This is a genomic window from Caulobacter segnis, from assembly GCF_003243465.1.
Lineage (GTDB): Bacteria > Pseudomonadota > Alphaproteobacteria > Caulobacterales > Caulobacteraceae > Caulobacter > Caulobacter segnis_A.
The window spans coordinates 1-4,951 of the sequence record NZ_QFQZ01000142.1 but is presented as its reverse complement, the minus strand read 5'-3'; the positions used below and the strand labels follow the sequence as shown (position 1 = coordinate 4,951).

10 protein-coding genes and 1 pseudogene are annotated in these 4,951 nt (G+C 63.4%); all 11 read right to left on the bottom strand.

Features of this window, described 5'->3' with window-relative positions; all coding sequences use genetic code 11:
• Positions 1-327 (bottom strand): annotated as a pseudogene (locus DI526_RS23105) (preprotein translocase subunit SecY); the annotation flags it as partial.
• A gap of 271 nt (positions 328-598) precedes the next feature.
• Entirely contained in the window at positions 599-1,084 is a 486-nt protein-coding gene (gene rplO / locus DI526_RS23100; protein WP_304283315.1) for a 50S ribosomal protein L15, read from the bottom strand.
• Positions 1,085-1,248: 164 nt separating this feature from the next.
• Positions 1,249-1,434, bottom strand: coding sequence for a 50S ribosomal protein L30 (gene rpmD, locus DI526_RS23095; RefSeq protein ID WP_013078659.1), 186 nt, complete (start codon positions 1,432-1,434; stop codon positions 1,249-1,251).
• 3 nt (positions 1,435-1,437) lie between these two features.
• Positions 1,438-2,043, bottom strand: coding sequence for a 30S ribosomal protein S5 (gene rpsE, locus DI526_RS23090; protein ID WP_304283310.1), 606 nt, complete (start codon positions 2,041-2,043; stop codon positions 1,438-1,440).
• A 10-nt stretch (positions 2,044-2,053) separates the two neighbouring features.
• Positions 2,054-2,404, bottom strand: a complete 351-nt coding sequence (rplR, locus tag DI526_RS23085) for a 50S ribosomal protein L18 (protein WP_252634392.1) — start codon at positions 2,402-2,404, stop codon at positions 2,054-2,056.
• 3 nt (positions 2,405-2,407) lie between these two features.
• A complete protein-coding gene (gene rplF, locus DI526_RS23080; protein ID WP_304283304.1) occupies positions 2,408-2,941 on the bottom strand; it encodes a 50S ribosomal protein L6 in 534 nt (177 codons plus the stop codon).
• 18 nt (positions 2,942-2,959) lie between these two features.
• Entirely contained in the window at positions 2,960-3,358 is a 399-nt protein-coding gene (gene rpsH, locus DI526_RS23075; RefSeq protein WP_013078656.1) for a 30S ribosomal protein S8, read from the bottom strand.
• A 10-nt stretch (positions 3,359-3,368) separates the two neighbouring features.
• A complete protein-coding gene (gene rpsN / locus DI526_RS23070; RefSeq protein ID WP_013078655.1) occupies positions 3,369-3,674 on the bottom strand; it encodes a 30S ribosomal protein S14 in 306 nt (101 codons plus the stop codon).
• A 22-nt stretch (positions 3,675-3,696) separates the two neighbouring features.
• Positions 3,697-4,254, bottom strand: coding sequence for a 50S ribosomal protein L5 (gene rplE / locus DI526_RS23065; protein ID WP_010919139.1), 558 nt, complete (start codon positions 4,252-4,254; stop codon positions 3,697-3,699).
• Positions 4,247-4,561 (bottom strand): 50S ribosomal protein L24, encoded by a 315-nt coding sequence (gene rplX, locus DI526_RS23060; RefSeq protein ID WP_304283290.1) that lies wholly within the window; start codon positions 4,559-4,561, stop codon positions 4,247-4,249. Before rplX ends, rplE begins: the two co-directional genes overlap by 8 nt.
• A complete protein-coding gene (rplN, locus tag DI526_RS23055) occupies positions 4,561-4,929 on the bottom strand; it encodes a 50S ribosomal protein L14 (protein ID WP_010919137.1) in 369 nt (122 codons plus the stop codon). Before rplN ends, rplX begins: the two co-directional genes overlap by 1 nt.
• Between the last annotated feature and the right edge of the window lie 22 nt (positions 4,930-4,951).

The following is a 4,951-nucleotide window of genomic DNA, read 5'->3' as shown; positions in this document are numbered from 1 at the left end:
CAGCTTCTCCCACGGCGGATACACCGTGCCCATCAGCTGCACGATGATCGAGGCGCTGATATAGGGCATGACGTTCAGCGAGAAGATCGCCATCCGCGACACGGCGCCGCCCGAGAACATGTTGAACATGCCCAGGATGCCTTCGGAATTGCTGTTGAACAGCCGGGCGAAGGCGTTGACGTCGATCCCGGGGATCGGGACGTACGAGCCGAGGCGGTAGACGACCAGGGCGATGATCGTGAACCAGATACGCTTGTGAAGTTCGGTCGCCTTTTGGAACGACGCGAAGTTCATGTTGGCTGCGAGTTGTTCGGCGGCCGAGGCCATACAGATCCCCACGACTCAGGAGCGCGATAGCCGAAAGCCAATACCGGTTCGGCGGCGACCGTGCTCTGAAATTAGGTTTCCCGGACCGGACTCGATCCGAGGAGAGCGCCACAAATAGGTGAGGCTCGCCGCGATGTCACGGCGAGCCTCGAAAAGAACTGTCATCCCGGCCGGAACGAAGTGGAGAGCCGGGACCGCCGGAAACGCCGACGCGTGCCGCGGTCCCGGCTCGGCGCGCTTCGCGCTGGGCCGGGATGACAGTTTATAAGGATTAGGCTTCGGCTTCCGCCTTGACCTTCTTGGTCACGGTGACCGAACCACCGGCGGCCTCGACGGCCTTGATGGCGGCTTCGGTGGCCGAGTAGACGGTCAGCTTCAGGGCGGTCTTGATCTCGCCCTTGCCCAGCAGCTTCACGCCGTCCAGTTCGCGACGGATCACGCCGGCGGCGACCAGGTCGGCGACCGAAACGTCAGCGCCGGCCTTCAGCTTGCCGGCGGCGACGGCCTGCTCCAGGCGCCACAGGTTCACTTCGGCGAACTCCAGGCGGAAGGGGTTGTTGAAGCCGCGCTTCGGCATACGCATGTGCAGCGGCATTTGACCGCCTTCGAAGCCGTTGATCGAGACGCCGGTACGCGACTTTTGGCCCTTCACGCCGCGGCCGCTGGTCTTGCCCTTGCCCGAACCCGGGCCGCGGCCGACGCGCATGCGGCCCTTGGTCGAGCCTTCGCGGGGAGCCAGTTCGTTCAGCTTGGTCATATGTGCCTCTCCTTGGAGATCTGCGCCCGGACGTGGTCCGGACTCGGCTTTTGAAAAACAGAGCGCGCTTAAAACCCCAAAACGACCGAAAAATCAAATGGGGATTTCAAACGAAAACCACCCCGGCTTTCACCGGGGTGGCGTATTTCGCGTCTTGTAGAGGACTACTCGACGATTTCCAGCAGGTGCTGGACCTTGCGGATCATGCCGCGGACCGACGGGGTGTCTTCCAGCGTGGACACGCGGCCCAGCTTGTTCAGACCCAGACCGGCGAGCGTGGCGCGCTGGTCCTTTTCGCGACGGATCGGGCTGCCGGTCTGGCGCACCGTGACTTGCTTGGCTTCAGCCATGACTTAACCCTCGATGGCTTCCGGCGACGAAGCGCCGTCGGCGCGACGGCCGAGAATGTCGCCAACCTTCTTGCCGCGCTTGGCGGCGATCTGGCGGGGCGACGATTGCACCTTCAGGGCTTCGAACGTGGCGCGCACCATGTTGTACGGGTTCGAGGAACCCGTCGACTTGGCCACGACGTCCTGGACGCCCAGGGTTTCGAGAACCGCGCGCATCGGACCGCCGGCGATGACGCCGGTGCCGGGAGGCGCCGAGCGCATCATCACCTTGCCCGCGCCCCAACGGCCAGCGCCGTCGTGGTGCAGGGTGCGGGATTCGCGCAGCGGAACGCGGATCATCGTCTTCTTGGCTTCTTCGGTCGCCTTGCGGATGGCTTCCGGCACTTCACGCGCCTTGCCATGACCGAAGCCGACGCGGCCCTTTTGGTCGCCAACGACCATCAGAGCGGCGAAGCTGAAGCGACGACCACCCTTCACGGTGGCGGCGACGCGGTTGATGTGGACGAGCTTTTCGACGATGTCGCTGTCGACCCGCTCTTCGGGGGCGTTGCGGTCGCGACGGTCACGGCGTTGACCGCCTTCACCGCGCTGTTGGTCACCACGAGCCATTTTCGTTCCCTTAGAAGTTCAGGCCGGCTTCGCGCGCGGCGTCGGCCAGGGCTTTCACCCGGCCGTGGAAGATGTAACCGCCACGATCGAACACGACGTCCTTGACGCCCTTTTCGATGGCGCGCTCGGCGACGAGCTTGCCGACAGCGGCGGCGGCATCCTTGTCCGCGCCCTTGCCTTCGGCTTCCAGAGTGGAAGCCGACGCCAGGGTCACGCCGCGTTCATCATCGATGATCTGGGCGTAGATGTTCTTCGACGAACGGAAGACCGACAGACGCGGACGACCGTTGGCGAGGCTCTTGAGGCGGGTGCGAACGCGCTGAGCGCGCTTGGCCGCCGATTCACGAGGAGAGAGCGCCATGGCTTACTTCTTCTTGCCTTCCTTGCGGCGAACCTTCTCGCCCGCATAACGCACGCCCTTGCCCTTGTAGGGCTCCGGCGGACGAATGCGGCGGATCTTCGCGGCAATCTCGCCGACCGCCTGCTTGTCGATGCCGGCGATCTTGATTTCGGTTTGCTTCGGCGTCGCGAACGTGATGCCGGCCGGGGCCGCAACGTCCACATCGTGGCTGAAACCGAGCTGGAGGCTCAGGGCGGTGCCCTTCATGGCCGCGCGGTAACCGACGCCGACCAGTTCGAGGCTTTCCTCGAAGCCGGTGGTCACACCGTGCACCATGTTGGCCACCAGCGTGCGGGACAGGCCCCACATGCCCTTGGCGCGCTTCGTGTCGACGCGCGGGGTCAGCAGGAGCTCAGCGCCCTCTTGCTTGACCTCGACTTCGTCGGCGATCGTCCACGACAACTGACCCTTGGGGCCCTTCACCGTGACCGTCTGACCCGCGAGCGTGACTTGCACGCCCGAGGGGATTGCGACGGCTTTCTTACCGATACGTGACATGCTCTTTCCCTCCCGCGCCTAGTAGACGCGGCAGAGGACTTCGCCGCCGACATTAGCGTCGCGCGCGGCGGTGTCCGACATGACGCCCTTCGGCGTCGAAAGGATCGAGATGCCCAGGCCGTTCTTGATCGGCTTCAGGTCCTTGATCGACGAATAGACGCGACGGCCAGGCTTGGACACGCGGCTGATCTCGGCGATCACGGGCTCACCGTCAAAATACTTGAGCTCGATCTCGAATTCGGGGAACGCACCGGGCTTCTCGACCAGCGAGTAGCCGCGGATGTAGCCTTCGTCGGCCAGCACGTCGAGGACGCGGGCGCGCAGCTTGGAAGCCGGCGTCGAGACCTTCGAGCGCTTGCGCGTCGCGGCGTTCTTGATGCGAGCGATCATATCGCTCAGGGGATCGTTCATCGACATCTGATCGTCCTTACCAGCTCGACTTGACGAGGCCGGGGATCTGGCCCTGCGAACCCAGTTCGCGGAGCGCGATACGGCTCATCTTCAGCTTGCGGTAATAGGCGCGCGGACGGCCGGTGACTTCGCAGCGATTGCGGATGCGGATCGCGGCGCTGTTACGCGGCAGCTTGGCGAGCTTGAGGCGAGCTTCGAAGCGCTCCTCGAGCGGCAGGCTTTCGTCGTTGGCGATCGCCTTCAGCGCGGCGCGCTTTTCGGCGAACTTCTTGACGAGAGCCCGAACGGCTTCGTTGCGGTTGACGGCGCTTTTCTTGGCCATGGTTTTTTCCCTTCCCGCTCTCTTAGTTGACGAACGGGAACTGGAATTCCTTCAGGAGAGCCTTGGCTTCCTGGTCGGACTTCGCAGTGGTGCAAACGATGATGTCCATGCCCCAGATCTGTTCGATCTGGTCATAGTTGATTTCCGGGAACACCAGGTGCTCCTTCAGGCCCATGGCGTAGTTGCCACGGCCGTCGAAGCTCTTGCCGTTCAGGCCGCGGAAGTCCTTCACGCGCGGCAGCGCGATCGTGACCAGGCGGTCGAGGAATTCGTACATCCGGTCCTTGCGAAGGGTCACCTTCGCGCCGACCACCATGCCTTCGCGCAGCTTGAAGCCGGCGATCGACTTGCGGGCCTTGGTGGCGACGGGCTTTTGGCCGGCGATCGCCTGCAGGTCCTTCAGAGCGGTCTGGGCCTTCTTGGAGTCGGCCACGGCCTCGCCGATACCCATGTTCAGGACGATCTTGTCCAGCTTGGGGATCTGCATCTCGTTGGTGTAGCCGAACTGCTCCTTCATCGCGGCGCGGATGCGCTCGCGATAAACGGTCTTCAGCCGGGGCTCGTAAGCTTGATCAGCCATTGATCACCTCGCCGGTCGTCTTGGCGACGCGCACCTTCTTGTCGCCTTCGATCTTGAAGCCGACGCGGGTGGGCTTGCCGTTGGAGTCCACGACGGCGACGTTCGAGACGTGCAGCGCGGCTTCCTTGTGCTTGATGCCGCCTTGCGGGTCGGCCTGGGTCGCCTTGGTGTGACGCGAAACCATGTTCACGCCTTCCACGACAACGCGGTTGTCCTTGGGCAGGACTTGCAGGACAGCGCCTTGCTTGCCCTTGTCCTTGCCGGCCAGAACGACGACGCGGTCGCCCTTCTTGATCTTAGCGGCCATTACAGCACCTCCGGAGCGAGGGAGATGATCTTCATGTGGTTCTTGGCGCGCAGTTCACGGGGAACCGGGCCGAAGATCCGCGTGCCGACCGGCTCGCTCTGCTTGTTCACGATCACCGCGGCGTTCTTATCGAAGCGGATGACCGAGCCATCCTTGCGCTTCAGATTTTGATTCACCCGAACGACGACGGCGCGAAGCACGTCACCCTTCTTCACGCGACCGCGCGGAATGGCTTCCTTGACGGAGACGACGATGACGTCGCCCACGCTGGCGTAGCGACGGCCAGCGCCGCCCAACACCTTGATGCACATGACCCGGCGAGCGCCAGAATTGTCAGCGACTTCCAGGTTAGTTTGCATCTGGATCATGGTCTAAACCTTCCAGATTAAG

Coding starts and splice junctions, on each gene's coding strand:
- rplO (WP_304283315.1), bottom strand. CDS start 1,084: ATGACCAAGCTGAACGAACTGGCTCCCCGCGAAGGCTCGACCAAGGGC.
- rpmD (WP_013078659.1), bottom strand. CDS start 1,434: ATGGCTGAAGCCAAGCAAGTCACGGTGCGCCAGACCGGCAGCCCGATC.
- rpsE (WP_304283310.1), bottom strand. CDS start 2,043: ATGGCTCGTGGTGACCAACAGCGCGGTGAAGGCGGTCAACGCCGTGAC.
- rplR (WP_252634392.1), bottom strand. CDS start 2,404: ATGGCGCTCTCTCCTCGTGAATCGGCGGCCAAGCGCGCTCAGCGCGTT.
- rplF (WP_304283304.1), bottom strand. CDS start 2,941: ATGTCACGTATCGGTAAGAAAGCCGTCGCAATCCCCTCGGGCGTGCAA.
- rpsH (WP_013078656.1), bottom strand. CDS start 3,358: ATGTCGATGAACGATCCCCTGAGCGATATGATCGCTCGCATCAAGAAC.
- rpsN (WP_013078655.1), bottom strand. CDS start 3,674: ATGGCCAAGAAAAGCGCCGTCAACCGCAACGAAGCCGTTCGGGCTCTC.
- rplE (WP_010919139.1), bottom strand. CDS start 4,254: ATGGCTGATCAAGCTTACGAGCCCCGGCTGAAGACCGTTTATCGCGAG.
- rplX (WP_304283290.1), bottom strand. CDS start 4,561: ATGGCCGCTAAGATCAAGAAGGGCGACCGCGTCGTCGTTCTGGCCGGC.
- rplN (WP_010919137.1), bottom strand. CDS start 4,929: ATGATCCAGATGCAAACTAACCTGGAAGTCGCTGACAATTCTGGCGCT.